This is a genomic window from Cupriavidus oxalaticus (assembly GCF_038900635.1).
Lineage (GTDB): Bacteria > Pseudomonadota > Gammaproteobacteria > Burkholderiales > Burkholderiaceae > Cupriavidus > Cupriavidus oxalaticus_B.
In genome coordinates, this window is record NZ_JAYMRX010000006.1 from 143,541 (window position 1) to 157,993 (window position 14,453).

The 14,453-nt window shown below is 59.9% G+C and carries 15 protein-coding genes and 1 pseudogene; 8 read left to right on the top strand and 8 right to left on the bottom strand.

Annotation, left to right across the window (positions count from 1 at the left end; genetic code table 11):
• Positions 1-440: 440 nt before the first annotated feature.
• Together VSR71_RS12615 and VSR71_RS12620 are read left to right on the top strand one after the other, a co-directional pair.
• Positions 441-851 (top strand): annotated as a pseudogene (locus tag VSR71_RS12615) (chemotaxis protein CheB); the annotation flags it as partial.
• A gap of 59 nt (positions 852-910) precedes the next feature.
• Positions 911-1,258, top strand: a complete 348-nt coding sequence (locus tag VSR71_RS12620) for a response regulator (RefSeq protein ID WP_342914192.1) — start codon at positions 911-913, stop codon at positions 1,256-1,258.
• Positions 1,259-1,672: 414 nt separating this feature from the next.
• Here VSR71_RS12620 and pstB read toward each other — a convergent pair whose 3' ends face one another.
• The 4 genes from pstB to VSR71_RS12640 all read right to left on the bottom strand — a co-directional run bounded on the left by pstB (position 1,673) and on the right by VSR71_RS12640 (position 5,443).
• On the bottom strand, positions 1,673-2,527 hold the full coding sequence (gene pstB / locus VSR71_RS12625; protein ID WP_342914193.1) for a phosphate ABC transporter ATP-binding protein PstB: 855 nt from the start codon (positions 2,525-2,527) through the stop codon (positions 1,673-1,675).
• Positions 2,521-3,444, bottom strand: a complete 924-nt coding sequence (pstA, locus tag VSR71_RS12630) for a phosphate ABC transporter permease PstA (RefSeq protein ID WP_342914194.1) — start codon at positions 3,442-3,444, stop codon at positions 2,521-2,523. Before pstA ends, pstB begins: the two co-directional genes overlap by 7 nt.
• A 10-nt stretch (positions 3,445-3,454) precedes the next feature.
• Positions 3,455-4,345 (bottom strand): phosphate ABC transporter permease subunit PstC, encoded by an 891-nt coding sequence (gene pstC / locus VSR71_RS12635; RefSeq protein WP_342914195.1) that lies wholly within the window; start codon positions 4,343-4,345, stop codon positions 3,455-3,457.
• Positions 4,346-4,453: 108 nt separating this feature from the next.
• Entirely contained in the window at positions 4,454-5,443 is a 990-nt protein-coding gene (locus VSR71_RS12640; protein ID WP_342914196.1) for a PstS family phosphate ABC transporter substrate-binding protein, read from the bottom strand.
• A gap of 182 nt (positions 5,444-5,625) precedes the next feature.
• Between VSR71_RS12640 and VSR71_RS12645 the strand changes: the two genes are divergently transcribed.
• From VSR71_RS12645 to VSR71_RS12655, 3 genes are all read left to right on the top strand, one after another.
• The gene (locus VSR71_RS12645) at positions 5,626-5,991 is read left to right on the top strand and encodes a metalloregulator ArsR/SmtB family transcription factor (RefSeq protein ID WP_342914197.1); all 366 of its coding nucleotides are present in this window, start codon (positions 5,626-5,628) and stop codon (positions 5,989-5,991) included.
• A gap of 180 nt (positions 5,992-6,171) precedes the next feature.
• Complete coding sequence (locus tag VSR71_RS12650; protein WP_342914198.1) at positions 6,172-6,687, top strand: hypothetical protein; 516 nt, start codon at positions 6,172-6,174, stop codon at positions 6,685-6,687.
• 314 nt (positions 6,688-7,001) lie between these two features.
• Positions 7,002-7,571, top strand: coding sequence for a YdeI/OmpD-associated family protein (locus VSR71_RS12655; RefSeq protein ID WP_342914199.1), 570 nt, complete (start codon positions 7,002-7,004; stop codon positions 7,569-7,571).
• A 190-nt stretch (positions 7,572-7,761) separates the two neighbouring features.
• Here the strand turns inward: VSR71_RS12655 and VSR71_RS12660 are convergent, their stop codons facing one another.
• From VSR71_RS12660 to VSR71_RS12670, 3 genes are all read right to left on the bottom strand, one after another.
• A complete protein-coding gene (locus VSR71_RS12660; protein WP_342914200.1) occupies positions 7,762-8,682 on the bottom strand; it encodes a 3-keto-5-aminohexanoate cleavage protein in 921 nt (306 codons plus the stop codon).
• 45 nt (positions 8,683-8,727) lie between these two features.
• Positions 8,728-10,098 (bottom strand): MFS transporter, encoded by a 1,371-nt coding sequence (locus VSR71_RS12665; RefSeq protein ID WP_342914201.1) that lies wholly within the window; start codon positions 10,096-10,098, stop codon positions 8,728-8,730.
• 189 nt (positions 10,099-10,287) lie between these two features.
• Positions 10,288-10,992 carry a Crp/Fnr family transcriptional regulator gene (locus VSR71_RS12670; protein WP_342914202.1) on the bottom strand — a complete coding sequence of 235 codons (705 nt, stop codon included), beginning with the start codon at positions 10,990-10,992 and terminating at the stop codon, positions 10,288-10,290.
• Positions 10,993-11,102: 110 nt separating this feature from the next.
• Between VSR71_RS12670 and VSR71_RS12675 the strand changes: the two genes are divergently transcribed.
• Positions 11,103-11,516 (top strand): acyl-CoA thioesterase, encoded by a 414-nt coding sequence (locus tag VSR71_RS12675; RefSeq protein WP_342914203.1) that lies wholly within the window; start codon positions 11,103-11,105, stop codon positions 11,514-11,516.
• 34 nt (positions 11,517-11,550) lie between these two features.
• Entirely contained in the window at positions 11,551-12,324 is a 774-nt protein-coding gene (locus VSR71_RS12680) for an SDR family oxidoreductase (RefSeq protein WP_342914204.1), read from the top strand.
• A gap of 97 nt (positions 12,325-12,421) precedes the next feature.
• Here VSR71_RS12680 and VSR71_RS12685 read toward each other — a convergent pair whose 3' ends face one another.
• A complete protein-coding gene (locus VSR71_RS12685; RefSeq protein WP_342914205.1) occupies positions 12,422-13,306 on the bottom strand; it encodes a LysR family transcriptional regulator in 885 nt (294 codons plus the stop codon).
• Between the two features lie 136 nt (positions 13,307-13,442).
• On the opposite strand from VSR71_RS12685, the gene argC reads away from it, so the two are divergent.
• Entirely contained in the window at positions 13,443-14,366 is a 924-nt protein-coding gene (gene argC / locus VSR71_RS12690) for an N-acetyl-gamma-glutamyl-phosphate reductase (protein WP_342914206.1), read from the top strand.
• Positions 14,367-14,453 lie beyond the last annotated feature (87 nt).

Below are 14,453 nucleotides of genomic sequence, written 5' to 3' on the forward strand. Positions count from 1 at the left end.
GAAGTATGTTTCAGACGTGAACATGCCTGAAGTCGCGGCTGATTGGACCAGTGCCGACTGCAAGATAGCGTTGAGGCTGCGGCGGGCGTCACCAGGATTGACTAGCTATCTGACTTTTTCTCGCACCGCATTGCGCAGATGCAAGCGCATAAAGTCGGCGGCTGCTTCGTTCTGTCCCGCCAGCAGCATGTCGGCACCTGACGCCGATCGCGACTTCTCGGCAATGGCATCGTGTAAAGCCTGCCGGCATGACTTAATATGCACTTAAAGGCTGATTTTCTCGGCCGAGCTAACCGCCGGCGCTTAGCGATTCCTGGCGGGCACCACTAGTCTTGACCTTTCGCTGGTCGGGTGGGATTGTTGGGAAGATCTGACGGTATGGAAGCGTTGCTACCCTTTCCAGCCGAACCGATGCAAAACCCCTGTTCACCGAGGGACACATGAAGGAAAGTCGGTCCGACGCGGCTTTCGCGGAATGCGCGCCGGCGGAGGAGCATTCCCGTCAATCCGCCGACCCCGGATGCCCGGTGGTTGGAATAGGCGCGTCCGCGGGTGGGTTGGAGGCGTTGACTCAGTTGCTCGCTTCACTACCGCCCACCGTTGGAATGGCATTCGTTGTCATCCAGCATCTGGATCCTCAGCATGAGCGCAGGCTGTGCGATCTGCTGGCCTCCGGCACGCCAATGATCGTGCGGGAAGCGGCGGACGGCATGCCAGTCAAGGCCGACCATGTGTATGTCATAGCGCCTAACACGACCCTTTCGATCGCAAAGGGCGTGCTTCACGTCGAGGCGCGCGATACCGGACGCCGCCTGCATCTGCCCGTCGACCACTTCTTCAAGGCCCTCGCCGAGGATCGTGGCCCCCCGTCAGGGTTACGCAGTCAAACGCGCCGCGACGGATTCTGGTGGTGGACGACAACCGCGATGCCGCCGAATCGCTCGCCATGCTCCTTACCCAGGAGGGGCATGACGTCCACACCGCCTTCGATGGCATCGAGGCTGTGGAGGTTGCCGCGGAACGGCAGCCTGACGTCATCCTGCTGGATATCGGTCTTCCGGGAATCAACGGTTTTGATGCGGCACGCCAGATCCGAGAGCAGGCGCGCGGCAGGCCGGTGGTGTTGATCGCATTAACCGGGTGGGGACAGGAGGAAGATCGGCAGCGCAGCGAAGCGGCAGGGTTCGATGCCCACTTGGTCAAGCCGGTGAGCCTTGAAGCGCTTCAGCGATTGATTAGCGAGTTGAGCGGGGATTAATGCGGTATCCGGAGGGGTCTGCAACTTCCCCAGGCGCCAAGGTCCGCAGGAGCCGATGTCCCGATGAGCACGAAGGCCCGGTACTTGATCGGAGCCGACGTTCGAATGTCCGCCCGAGTACAAGGTCGAATGGCGCGTCATGGCCGAATCGACTGCGCGAAGGAGGAGAAGCCACCAGCTGGTTCCCGGAACCACATGAGCGGTGGCCGGGATTCGCAAAAAATCCGCCACATCTACGGCTAAGCAGCTGATTTGAATTGGAAATCGATCGATCCATGGATCGATCGAGTGGCACGCGCCTTGTATTGCAGAAGCTGATGCGAGACTCACCGACCACCGTCGCTCTCCGAGAAAAGTGACAACCTTTGCCGGGGGCTGGACAAGTGCTTCCCTGGCATGCGCCACTCCAAGTGGTCAGCCGAAACGCCCGGTGATGTAGTCTTCCGTTTCCTTTTTAACGGGCTTCAGGAAGATTTGGTTGGTCTGGCCATATTCGACCAACTCACCTAGAAACATATAGGCGGTGAAGTCCGAGACCCGCGCAGCCTGCTGCATGTTATGGGTCACTATGAGAATCGTGACTCGGGCGCGCAACTGGCTGATCAGTTCTTCAATACTGCCTGTGGCCATGGGATCGAGCGCTGAAGTCGGTTCGTCGAACAGCAGGATTTCAGGGTCGGTGGCAAGGCAGCGCGCTATGCACAGGCGCTGTTGCTGGCCGCCGGACAGTTCCGTGGCCTGGGATTGCAGGCGGTCCTTGACTTCATCCCATAGCGCGGCACTGCGCAGCGCTTGCTCGACGCGGTCATTGAGCCGGCTACGGCTTTTCTCCCCGCGCACCCGCAATCCGTAGGCAACATTCTCGTAGATGGATTTGGGAAATGGATTCGGCTTTTGGAAAACCATGCCGATACGCATGCGTACCTCGATGGGGTCGACCCTGTGGTCGAGAATGTTCGTATTGTCGGGGTAGAGTCGGATATCGCCTTCGTAGCGATTGCCGGGATAGAGGTCGTGCATGCGGTTGAAGGAGCGCAGTAATGTGGATTTCCCGCAGCCTGATGGGCCAATCAGGGCGGTCACCCGCTTTTCCCGAATCTGCAGGTTTACATCCTTGAGCGCGTGGAATGCTCCATAGTAGAAATTGAAGTTGACGGCCGCCGCTTTCACGGCGGATTGCTCGATGGTTGCGCCGCTCTGCGCGGTGTCATGGGGGGCGGGTACGGTCAACGTCCCCTGGCCTTGCAGCGGGATGCTACTGCTTACCATTTGATTTCCTTCCTCAGGCGATAGCGAATCCAGATGGCAAGACCGTTCATGGAGAGCGTCATCAAGACCAGGATGAATCCGGCTGCAGCGGCATTCTGTTGAAAGGCCTCTTCAGGCCGCGAGGTCCAGTTGAACATCTGGATTGGCATCACGGTGAAGCCGGACCAAAGCCAGTCGAAGTTGAGCCAGGGAAACTCTGCCGACAACGGGGATGGCGGCAGAAAAGCGATGAAGGTCAGCGCTCCGATGGTGATGATGGGCGCGGTTTCGCCAATGGCGCGCGACATGCCAATGATGACTCCGGTCATGATGCCGGGCATGGAGTATGGCAGGATGTGGTCGCGCGTAACCTGCCAGCGGGTGGCACCAAGGCTGTAGGCCCCTTCGCGGATGTGCTGGGGAATGGCTCGAATCGACTCCCGTGTTGCCACGATGACAACGGGAAGGATGAGTAGGGCCAACGTCAGCCCGGCCGACAGGATGCTTTGGCCGAAGCCGAAGGCATAGACGAACACCCCCAGTGCTAACAGCCCATACACGATGGATGGCACGCCAGCCAGGTTGGTGACGTTGATTTCGATGAGGTCGGTCACCAGGTTCTTGGGCGCATACTCCTCAAGATAGGTTCCCGCGGCAATGCCCAGGGGCACGGCAGCGACAGCCGTGACGAGCATCACTAACAGGGAGCCAACCCAGGCGGAGAGCACTCCCGCCTGCGAGGCACGTCGCGATGGAAAATTGGAGAAGAATTCGGGCGTCAATCGTTCCCAGCCTGTGTACAGCATTTGCAGGAAGAGCGCGACGAACGCCAGTACGGCAACCAGCAAGGCGAGGAAGCCGGCGATGGCAAAGAAGAGGTCCCAACGCTTGTTAGCCCTGATGATGCTGCGAATGAGGTCAAGTGGTGGCTGGTGCATGGCGTGCACCTTAATAGGCCTCGCGATAGCGGCGGCGAATGACGTGACCGAGGATGTTGAACAGCAAGGTCATCAGCATCAAGGTCAGGCCAGCGGCGAAGATGGACTGGTAGCCGATGGAGCCGTGGGGAAGATCGCCCAACGCGACTTGAACGATGTATGCCGAGATGGTCTGAGCGGGCTCCATCGGGTTCATTGTGAAGTTCGGCTGCATACCCGCTGCGACCGCCACAATCATGGTTTCGCCGACGGCCCGGGAAACGCCAAGGATGTAGGCCGAAAGGATGCCGGACAGCGCGGCCGGAACCACCACACGTACAGCCGTCTGGAACCGTGTTCCGCCCATGGCATAAGAACCCTCGCGCAGATCCATCGGCACCGCGCGCATGGCATCCTCGGCCAGAGAACTGACATAGGGGATGATGGCGATGCCCATTACTAGTCCTGCGGAAAGCATGTTGAAGCCGGGGAGCGAGGGCATCCATGCCTGCAGTAACGGTGTAACCACAGTCAGGGCGAAATAGCCGTAGACAATGGTTGGGATGCCACCCAGTAACTCAAGGAAGGGCTTGATGATTTCCCGCAATGATGGGTTGGCAAACTCGGACAGGTATATGGCGATAGTGGTGCCAAGCGGAATGGCCACGGCCAGGGCGACCAGCGAAGTAGTCAGGGTGCCGAGCAGCAGGGGAAGAATGCCATAGCGAGGCTCGGCGAATAGTGGGGTCCACAGGGTATCGGTAAAGAAGTCGCGTGCCGGAATACTGGTGAAGAAGTGCACCGACTCTGTTACCAATACCCAGACTATGCCAAGCGTCGTCAGGACCGACACGCCGGCTGCAAGAAAAAGGATGATTTCAATCGCGCGTTCTTTTCGGTTCCGAAAGGCCTTCTTGGCCAAGCGGTCGCTGACCACATGGGGGGAGACACTGAAGGTCGGAACGTCTGGCATTGGAACCCACGAACCTCGATGGCGAGGCGCGGGATAAAGTCCCGCGCCATTGATTGATTACAGCCTGGCTTCCCGAGCCAGCACGGATTCGATGGTGGCAGCGACGTCCGGCTCACCACCGAAGACGGTGCCTAACTTCTTCTTGGCGATATGCTCAGCCGCGGTGGTGTAGGCCTTTGCCGGCAGGGGCACATACTTGACTTCGGCCGACAGGCGGGCGCCATGCTGGAGGTAGTAGGCGACGAATTCCTTGACTTCCGGCTTATCCATGGATTTCTCGTTCACATAGATGAAGATTGGGCGGGAAAGCGGGTTGTAGGAGCCGTCGATCACCGACGCTGGGCCCGGAGTCACAGCCTTGCCATCCTTGTTGACAACAGGTACGGCTTTGAGCTTGTTCTTGTTCTCTTCGTAATAGGCATAGCCAAAGTAGCCGATGCCATTGACGTCCCGCGACACGCCTTGAACCAGGACGTTGTCGTCTTCCGACGCCGTGTAGTCACCTCGCGACGACTTGGCTTTCCCGACTATGGCTTCAGTGAAGTAATCGAACGTGCCGGAATCGGAGCCAGCACCGAACAGCTTCAACGGAGCATCGGGGAAGGAAGGGTCAATTTGCTTCCAGGACGTAACCTTTCCTTGCGCGGCCGGCTCCCACATCGTCTTCAGTTGCGCAACCGTCAGCTGCTTGACGAAGGTGTTCTTTGGGTTAATGACGACGGTCAGGGCATCGAAAGCAATGGGAAGTTCGTAGTACTTGATACCGGCTTTTGCGCAGGCCTCCATCTCCTGTTTCAGGATGGGACGCGACGCGTTCGAGATATCTGTTTCGGCCCGGCAGAATTTCTTGAAGCCGCCTCCCGTTCCCGAAATGCCGACAGTCACCTTGATGGTGTTCTTTTTGGCCTTCTGGAAGTCCTCGGCGATGGCCTCCGTGATCGGATACACCGTGCTGGAGCCATCGGCCTTCACAACAGCCTGGCCGTAAGCGAGATGCGAATGGGCGGCCAGAGCCAGTGCCGTCAAAGTGGCTTGGGTGATGCGCATCTTGAGCCCCCTTAAGCGATCTGTTGACAACGCTAGATTAGGAATTACATTTCCAAAAATCTAGGCATATGGAATGCCGGGCCGGTAGGATGACAATGAAATGTCGCTTCATGACATTTACATGACAAGCCCTAAATACAAAGTTCACCTTCAGTTCAGGTGCCTTTACATTCTCGCGAATAATGAATCATGAAACCGCAGTTGCGGCATTAGCTGCGCTTGCCCAAAGCTCTCGCCTCGCCATCTTCCGCTTGCTGGTGCGCGCTGGTCTGGACGGCGTGAATGCAGGGGGGATTGCTCAAGAACTAGGCCTTCCGCCGGCAACGCTGTCTTTCCATTTGAAGGAATTGGTCCATGCTGGTCTGGTCAAAAGCACGCATGATGGCAAGTTTGTGATTTACAGGGCGCAACTTGACCGCATGAACCACTTGCTAGCGTTCCTGGTCGAGCATTGTTGCGAAGGTCACCCCGAAGGCTGCAGCCTGCCTGCCGTCGATTGCAAGCCTAAACGCACGAGGACACGTAAGGCTGCTTTTGAAAGTGCTTGACGCACAGCGCTAAAGGGATCGGCCGTTCGAGAAGAACTGGGCCGCTGCCCAGCAAGGGCAAGCGGCCTGATGGCTCGGCTATGGGATTCGTGAAACCGGGGCGGCTCAGGAACGCCTGCCCAGGCGTGGCGTGCACTATGCTGAACTGATCGCGCCCGCCGCCTTTACCGGAGATCGACCATGCGCCATCGCCTGTCCGCGCTGGCCACAGTTGCGGCAACCCTGCTGTGCGCCTGTGCCACCCTCCAGCCTGTGGAGACCGCCCGGAAGATGTTCGGAAGCCCGCAGAGTGCCGTACGCGATACCTTTGGCGCCCCCTCGGAGACATACCAGCTCGCCAACGGGACCAGTCGATGGATCTATTCGAAGCAGCCGCTCGGCTTCCAGGTTTACGCGGCGGACTTCGACGCAAGCGGCAAGCTGACCGATTTCCGCCAGATGCTGACGGAGAAGGAGATCTACGAGGCCCGCCCTGGCGTCTGGACCAAGCAGGACGTTGCCGAACGCTTCGGCCTGCCGCGCGAGGCCATCCAGTACTACCCTTTGATGAAACGCGAGGCCTGGTCCTATCGCATGTACGCGGGCGCCTACCAGCCGGCGCACTTCAGCGCCTACTTTGACGATCGCGGCGTGCTGGATCGCACCATGCTCATCGTCGAGCCGCTCGGCGGCGACGCGCGCGGCAGCAGCAGGTAGGGGCTGCCGGTCCCGATAGCGCCTATACCCCTGAGGCGAACGACCGTTCGGAGCGGCGCAGGCAATATCCGGGGCGTGCAAGGGGGACCGCAGCCGACCCCTGCCGGTCGTCGCCGGAACCGATGGCAATGGCCGATGTTGGCGGGGAACTGGTCAACTGGATGCTCCGCCAGGAAAGGCCTCCATCTTTCCTCCGATGTACACGCTGAATTGTCGATAAATCGGGTATTCCCAAATCCGCGCAAATCGGTAATCTGCGAGGTTGCAGTGAACGAAAGAGCCGCGCTGCCTGAATGCAACCATTCGGATCCTCCATGACTGAGCCTCGTCTGATATTCCTTTACCAGAATGAATGGGAAAACTGGTTGACGCAAAACGGCGGTACCTCGAACGGGATATGGCTGCGCCTTGCCAAAAAGGGCGCCGGGCAGCCAACCTTGACTTACGAACAGGCGCTGGAAAGTGCCCTTTGTCATGGCTGGATCGATGGTCAAAAACAGACTGAAAGTGAAGAATACTGGTTGCAACGCTTCACTCGACGCTCCGCAAAAAGTATCTGGTCCAAGCTCAACAAAGACCGGGCCGAAGCGCTGATCGCCGCAGGCAGAATGCTTCCTTCGGGCATGCGAGAAATCGAGAAAGCCAAAGAGGATGGCCGCTGGGAGGCTGCCTATACGTCGGCCAGCAACTCGGTCGTTCCGAACGACCTGCAGGCCGCACTGGATGCCAATCCCAAGGCCAGCGCGTTCTTTGCGACGCTGAACGGCCGAAACCGCTACGCTATCCTGTTTCGGATACAGAATGCCAAAAAGCCCGCAACACGGGTGCGCAAGATCGAGGAGTTCATCGGCATGCTCAATCGCGGCGAAAGAATTTATCCGTAGACCAGGGGGCTCGACAGCCGACGAAAGTCGCCGGACGATGCCGCGCTCAAGGCGAGCAACTCGCAGCGCGCCATTTCGAGTGCGTCGGCTGCCTCGATGCCAAGGCATCGGAGTGTGCCGGGTTTCGCCACGGCTCCAGTGAGATGACGCCTGTCGACGACGGCAGGCTCAGGGTTCTTTTGTAGCCAGTCTAATCTGCCAGACACGCAGCGTTGCTTTCCTGTTGCAGCGGTCTTAAGCCGATGATTTCCCGTGCTTCGTCCGGCGTAGCTGGCTCGTAGCCCATTTCGCGTACCAGGCGGACGAGCCGCTCGACCAGTTGGACGTTGGTCGCCAGTTGCCCCTGTCTGTAGTACAGATTATCTTCGAGACCCACGCGCACGTGGCCGCCCAGCAACAGCGAATTCATCGCAGCGGGGAGTTGTGCGGCGCCGATGGCGCTGACATTGAAGACCGTTTGCGGTGGGAGGTGATCAACCATCGTCTGCAATAAACGTGGGGTGTAGGGCAATGCGCCCTGGAACGCATTCGCGCCAATGACAATATTGATAAAGTGAGGGGCGTCGTCGAGTCCCTCGTTGAGGGCGCGCTGGACATCTTGCACGATGTCGGCGAGTCCGAACACCTCCCATTCCGGCTTGATGCCGCGTGCCTTCATCATGGTGGCGATCTGCCGGATTCGCGAGGGCGGGGTGGCGACCAGGATCTCTTTGCCTTCAAAACTTGCGATCACGGTCTGCGCGTCCAGCGTGCACATCTCGACGCCATCACCTTGCATGCCCTTCAGGCGCTCTTCCCACTGGATTTCCCACAATCCGTTGTTCAGTTCACGCACCATATCGCCGTTGATACCGCCGCCGGTGGAGTTGTTGAGGATGATGTCGCACTTGTCGCGAATCCTGCGATTTATCTCGCTGTAGATTGCCGGATCACAAGTCGCCTGGTCGTCGGGACGGCGGGCATGCACTGCCACGACGCTGGCGCCGGCGTTGTAGCAGCGGTAGGTGTCGTTGGCGATCTCCTGCGGTTGCGTCGGCAGGTTCGGGTTCATTGTCTTGGTGGCCATGCCGCCGGTCGGGGCGACGGTCACGATGATTTTTGGCTTGCTCATGATGGTTTTCTCCTGAGAGGGGACAAATCTGTTCCGTAGGTGAGGCTAGTGCGTGCTGTTCGTGAGGCCGGTGCCAACGCGGACGGCGCTTTTGGGCAGGCCGATGAGGATCGTCAGGCCGCCAGCGAGAACCAGGCCGGTTAGCGATAACAGGCCCATCTGAATGCTGCCGGTAGCCCCCTTGATCCAGCCGATCAGCGTGGGGCTGACGAAGCCGCCAAGAATTCCAAGCGAGCTGATCACCGCGATGCCGGCCGCAGCGGCCTGTCGGCCAAGGTAGGTCGGTGGGATCGACCAGAACAGCGAGCCGCCGCCGAAGATGAAGAATGCGGCGATACAGAGAAGGGCCATGACCGGCGCGACGGCGGTCCCGAGAAAGGAGGTCGATGCCAGCGCGATAGCCCCGATGGCAAGAGTTCCGCCGACGTGCCAGCGACGCTCGCCGAAATAATCCGAACTGCGGCTGATGACAAGTACGCCAAGCGCACCGAAGAAATAGGGCACCGCCGTATACCAGCCGATCATGGCAATCTCCCCGATGCCAATCCCTTTGATCATGGTCGGCAGCCAGAACGTGACCGTATAGACGGCACACGCGCAGCAGAAATAGATGAACGCAAGCACGTAGGTCATTGGATCGGCCAGCGCTGCGGCGAGCTTGCCGTGATGACCGTCCAGCGCATCGCCTCGGTGATCGGCGTTCATGACCGAGCGAACGAGTGCTTTCTCCGCATTGCTCAGCCACGGCGTTCCGTCGGGATTGTCGGGAAGCATGCGATAGACCAGGAACCCCAGCAGGACGGTCGGGAGGCCCTCGACGAGGAAGAGCCACTGCCAGCCGTGCATGCCGCCAAGGCCCTCCATGCTGCTCATGATCATTCCCGACAGCGGACCTCCCAAGACACCCGTGACGGGCATCCCGAACAGAAACAACCCGGTCACGCGGCCGCGGCGGTGGCTGGGATACCAATATGTGAGATACAGGATGACGCCGGGAAAAAAGCCGGCCTCGAAGATTCCGAGCAGCAGCCGGATCGCATAGAACTGCCAGGGCTCGGTGACGAAGGCGGTCGCTGCGGACGTCAGGCCCCACAGCACCATGATCCGCAGGAACGTAAGCCGTGCCCCGATTTTTTCCAGCAGCAGGTTGCTGGGTACCTCGAAGAGCAGGTACGTGACGAAAAAGATTCCGGCGCCCAACCCGTACACGGCGTCGGAGAACGCCAGGTCCTGCTTCATCTGGAGCTGGGCGTACCCGATATTGATGCGGTCGAGGAAAGCGAAGATGTAGGCGATCAGCACGATCGGCATTACACGCCGGCTGATTTTCTTGTAAACGGTGTCTTCCGCGGACCGGTCTGACGAACTGATGGTCCCCGGGGCGGCGCCTGCTGAGAGCGTACGAGCGCGATTCATTGCGTGTCTCCTGGTCTTGTATGACACGCATTATTTCGGGCGATCACGGGCAAGACTGTCGATGTATCGACAGTTGGCGTCAGCGTAAACGCGAGGTCGCCTATGCCACATCCATGCGGTTCTGCCGCCTCTCTGTCGAGGGGGTGAGGACCGTGAAGCGATCCTCGGCGGGAATGATCTCCGCCCGACCTACTGCGCGATCGCCTGGAGCCCGGCCAGGTCTAGCACGACGATTCCGCCGTACTCGGTGCGCACCAGACCCGAGTCCTTGAAACGCATCATGGCCTTGTTGCAAGTCTGGCGGGACACGGTGGCCAGGTTCGCGAGTTCCTCCTGCGAAAGCTGCAGGTGCCGCTCGCCGGCGGGGTTCAGGAGTGGATGCACCATGCCAACCAGAGCCCTGGCGACGAGGCTGTCGGTATCCAGCAGCCCGCGTGCGGCCACGCTCCCCATGAACCAGTGCAGGCGCTCGTTCACCTGCAAGAGCAGGAACTCATTGAAGGCCGGTTGATGCTGGCGCAGCCAGTTGAAGGTGGCAAGCGGGACTTGTGCCACCCGGCTGTCCCGCAGCGCAATGAGTTCGGACTGGCGCGGCGCGTTGCGGATCAGCGTACCTTCTCCGAACCAGCTCCCGACGGATTGCCCGCCCAGCGTGACCGTCCGCCCATCCTGTGCAGTGATGGACCACTTGATCAGACCTTCGAGCATGCCGAACCAGAAGTGCTGCCGCTCGCCGTGATGTCCGAGACTCTGACCCACGCCGATCGCACGCTCCGATACCTCGGCTCGGACCTGACCCCGAGTAGGCGCATCCAACTGCGTGAACCAGGATGACTGGCCCAGCAATTCATCGAGTGTGAGCGATGGAGTTACTACTCGTGACTGCCTGGTCATCCACTTCCCCGGCTGGAATCATGGCAAACACCGACGCCAAGTGTCGCCGCATTGACAGTGCTGCAGGTGCGACATCCGCACAATGGCCGCGAACGCAGGAGCATGGCCTCATGAGCAAGGAAATCAACTACCGTGTCAACGTGCAGTTCGGCGATTGCGATCCAGCGGGAATCGTTTTCTTCCCCAATTTCTCGCGCTGGATGGACGCCGCTTCACATCATTATTTCATACAGTGCGGACTGCCGCCATGGCGCGCCATCTCCGAGATCCCGCAGTGCGTCGGCGCGCCGCTGCTCGAGATCCACACTCGCTTCCACACCTCGGCGACGTATGGAGAAAGCCTTGACGTGCATACCGACATCGAGGAATGGCGGGGCAAGATCTTCATCCAGCGCCATCGGGTTCTGCGCGGTGACACTCTGGTCTGCGAGGGGCGGGAAACGCGCGCGCTATGCGTGCGGCAGACGGATGGGCGACTGAAAGCCATCACCGTACCCGAGTTCATCCGCGCTGCCTGTTCCTGAGCGGCGCTGCTAACCTGATCGAAAGGAGAAATTCATGACGACACTGACAGGCAAGCGTGTCCTTGTGACTGCAGGGGCGGGCGGCATAGGCCGGGCTATCACCACTGCCTTTGCAGCCGCCGGCGCAAAGGTCTTTGCCTGCGATATTGACGAACCCGCGCTATTGCGATTGCAGGCGGAAGTACCCGGCGTGGCCATATCCGTGTGCGACATCGCCGATCGCGCATCCGTCGAGCGCATGGTTGCCGAGGCGGCAGCCGCTCTCGGCGGACTGGACGTACTGATCAACAACGCGGGGATTGCAGGGCCCGTCGCCAGTGTTGCAGACGTGGATCCGGACGCCTGGGAGACCGTGCTAAGGGTCAATCTCACCGGCACCTTCATGGTGACGCAACGGGCCATTCCCCATCTGAAGCAGTCCGGCTTGGGCACGATCCTCGTCATGTCATCGCTGGCAGGCCGTTTTGGATATCCCGATCGTAGCCCCTATGCCACGACGAAGTGGGGACTTATCGGGTTCACCAAAACGCTGTCGCGCGAACTAGGGCCGTCCGGCATCCGAGTCAATGCAATCCTGCCGGGCGCCGTGGAGGGGCCGCGCATACAGCAAGTTCTGGCGGGTCGCGCTGCGGCGAGTGGCCGCAGCGTGCTGGAGGAAGAAGCTGCCGCTCTGGCCAATCAGTCGATCAAACGCTTCGTCGATCCCGCCGAAATTGCAGCGCTCGCCGTATTTCTCGCATCCGACGCAGGGCGCTCCATTTCTGGTCAGATGATTCCAATTGACGGTGATTCGCAAAGCGCGTCTTGAGTTGTTCAATGTGACGGATTGCGACGCAGTCCCTTCTCTTCTTCATGACCATCCAGCACGGCCAGCGAGAACGAACCGAAGCGGAACATGGCAACTCCTACGCCAATCGAAGATCCCGCAACATATCAAGTACGTGTTGCGTGGAACGCTCAACGTACCCCGCACGATGTGCAATGCCGAGCCGACGCCACAACGCCGGGCGCAGCGGACGCATGACAATGCGCTTGTCGGGTAATGGCGCAGTCGCCTCATGGGGCAACAACGCGGCGCCGTAACCTGCCGCTACCAGACTTTTGATCGCGTCGTTGTAGTTGAGCTGAATGCGAGGCGCAGGATGATACCCCCCGGTCGCGAACCACTCCGCAGTCAGACGTGAAAGACGCGTGGTCGCGTCATTGAGAATGAGAGGTTGGGCAGCGAGCCATTCAGGTGTGACGCGGGCTGGGCAACGCCAATGTGCCGGCACAAAGGCCATTACGGGGTCGCGCCTCCAAGGCTTGATCACGAGTCCTGCCACCGGGGGCTGAGGCAGTGCAACTAGCCCAACGTCCAGCGTCCCATCCGCCAGTCGGGACAACGTTTCATGTGAAGTCAGCACTGCAACTTGAATGTCGATCGCGGGATGGTGCTGGCGCAGCACCTCAAGCGCTTGCGGCAACAGGTGCGCGATCGCGCCAGTCGACGCACCGAGCCGCACGCGCCCTTCGAGCCCCTGCACCTGGCGTTGAATATCGTCTAACGCCTGCTCCGCGTCGGCCAGCAGTCGACGCGCGCGCTCCACCAGCACCTCTCCTATCGCCGACGGCTTGACATGTCCGCGCTTGCGCGACAGGAGTGGAGCCCCAATGCGGTCTTCAAGTTCAGCGATATGGAGGCTAACCGTTGGCGGCGCCAGGTGCAATGCACGCGCCGCATCGGCAAATGAGCCGCGGTCTGCAATGGCGACCAGAGTGCGCAAGCGGTCCAGGCTGATCTCTCGCATGTCGGCGTCCAGATTCAGAAAAACTGAATGTCTACGTCATGAAATTCAACTTTCTCTATTGTAACGGTCCACGGAACATAGGGGCTCTTTCTTCGTTCTACTTCTTGCAACCCAAAGTCAGCGGAGTATTTCACGTATGAGTTCTCCCGTTGTTTTCATCGACGGCGACCAAGGCACCACCGGGTTGCTAATCCACGAACGGCTGCGTAACCGGACCGACATCAGACTGTTTACCCTTGCTGCTGCAGAGCGCAAAGATTTGCGGCGTCGCGCAGAAGCCATCAACGCCTGCGACATCGCCGTCCTCTGTTTGCCGGATGCCGCCGCGCGCGAGGCAGTGGCCACCATTGTCAATCCTGCGGTTCGGGTCATCGACGCAAGCTCCGCCCACCGTACACAGCCGGACTGGACTTACGGATTTCCGGAGATGACGCCGGGGCAGGCGGACAGAATTGCAAACGCACGTCGGGTCACCAACCCCGGTTGCTATCCGACCGGTGCGATCGGCCTGCTGCGTCCGTTGGTACAGGCTGGGCTCATACCGGGCAATTACCCCATCAGCATTCATGCGGTATCCGGCTACTCCGGACGCGGACGCGCCGGCGTGGAGGAATATGAGGGGCCGGGAGCCGCTAACGCGCCTTCATACCAGGTCTATGGCCTGGAACTCGCGCACAAGCACACCCCGGAGATCCAGCAGCACGCCGGGCTCGCGCAGCCTCCCATTTTCGTCCCTGCATACGGAGCGTTCCGCCAGGGCATCGTGCTGACGGTGCCGCTGGCGTTGCGGCTGCTGGCACCCGGCGTGAATGGCGCCACGTTACACGCCTGCCTCGCGCGCCACTATGCCAAGGCGGACCACGTAAATGTCTTGCCGCTGCAAGAATCGTGCGCCTTAAAACACCTGGATCCGCAGATGCTAAACGGTACGAACGAGATGCGCTTGAGCGTATTTCCTGGCATGGAGCACGGGCACGTCCTCTTGTCCGCGGTTTTCGATAATCTTGGAAAGGGCGCATCCGGCGCCGCGATTCAAAACCTGAACCTGATGCTCGCGTAGCAATAGTTGCCTTTGGCTTGAGACAACGTTCGGCGCATCCATGTGCCAACGATCCTTGGGAACGCGCTTGTCCTCGTCTGACGCGTA

What these genes read in the sequence shown, in the direction of transcription:
- pstA (WP_342914194.1), bottom strand. Translation starts at nt 3,444, where the DNA reads ATGCACCAGCCACCACTTGACCTCATTCGCAGCATCATCAGGGCTAAC.
- VSR71_RS12660 (WP_342914200.1), bottom strand. Translation starts at nt 8,682, where the DNA reads ATGAGCAAGCCAAAAATCATCGTGACCGTCGCCCCGACCGGCGGCATG.
- argC (WP_342914206.1), top strand. Translation starts at nt 13,443, where the DNA reads ATGAGTTCTCCCGTTGTTTTCATCGACGGCGACCAAGGCACCACCGGG.
- VSR71_RS12685 (WP_342914205.1), bottom strand. Translation starts at nt 13,306, where the DNA reads ATGCGAGAGATCAGCCTGGACCGCTTGCGCACTCTGGTCGCCATTGCA.
- VSR71_RS12670 (WP_342914202.1), bottom strand. Translation starts at nt 10,992, where the DNA reads ATGACCAGGCAGTCACGAGTAGTAACTCCATCGCTCACACTCGATGAA.
- VSR71_RS12650 (WP_342914198.1), top strand. Translation starts at nt 6,172, where the DNA reads ATGCGCCATCGCCTGTCCGCGCTGGCCACAGTTGCGGCAACCCTGCTG.
- VSR71_RS12680 (WP_342914204.1), top strand. Translation starts at nt 11,551, where the DNA reads ATGACGACACTGACAGGCAAGCGTGTCCTTGTGACTGCAGGGGCGGGC.
- pstB (WP_342914193.1), bottom strand. Translation starts at nt 2,527, where the DNA reads ATGGTAAGCAGTAGCATCCCGCTGCAAGGCCAGGGGACGTTGACCGTA.
- VSR71_RS12675 (WP_342914203.1), top strand. Translation starts at nt 11,103, where the DNA reads ATGAGCAAGGAAATCAACTACCGTGTCAACGTGCAGTTCGGCGATTGC.
- VSR71_RS12645 (WP_342914197.1), top strand. Translation starts at nt 5,626, where the DNA reads ATGAATCATGAAACCGCAGTTGCGGCATTAGCTGCGCTTGCCCAAAGC.
- VSR71_RS12640 (WP_342914196.1), bottom strand. Translation starts at nt 5,443, where the DNA reads ATGCGCATCACCCAAGCCACTTTGACGGCACTGGCTCTGGCCGCCCAT.
- VSR71_RS12665 (WP_342914201.1), bottom strand. Translation starts at nt 10,098, where the DNA reads ATGAATCGCGCTCGTACGCTCTCAGCAGGCGCCGCCCCGGGGACCATC.
- VSR71_RS12655 (WP_342914199.1), top strand. Translation starts at nt 7,002, where the DNA reads ATGACTGAGCCTCGTCTGATATTCCTTTACCAGAATGAATGGGAAAAC.